A 208-nucleotide genomic window follows, 5' to 3' on the forward strand; every position below is an offset into this window, starting at 1 on the left:
GGTTCAATGGCCTGTTTTCCCCCCCCGCTCCCCCCTTCTCCCCCCTTTTCTCCCCTTTTCTTCTTCTTCTCTTTTCCCTCCCCTCTCTCCCCCTTCCCCTCCTCTTTCTTCTTCTCTTCTTCCTCCTTCTTCTCTTTTTCTCCTCTTTTTTTTTTTTTTTCCTCCTCTTCCTTTCCCCCTCCTTTTCTCTTCTCCTTCTCCTCCCTTC

1 protein-coding gene is annotated in these 208 nt (G+C 50.0%); it reads right to left on the reverse strand.

All coding sequences use genetic code 11. The annotated features are described in order from the left end of the window. Window positions 1-3: 3 nt before the first annotated feature. On the reverse strand, window positions 4-208 hold a 205-nt coding region (locus tag AB1471_RS19290; RefSeq protein WP_367781133.1), incomplete at its 5' end, for a hypothetical protein.

This window comes from Jeotgalibacillus marinus (assembly GCF_040801915.1).
Taxonomy (GTDB): Bacteria; Bacillota; Bacilli; order Bacillales; family Jeotgalibacillaceae; genus Jeotgalibacillus; species Jeotgalibacillus marinus.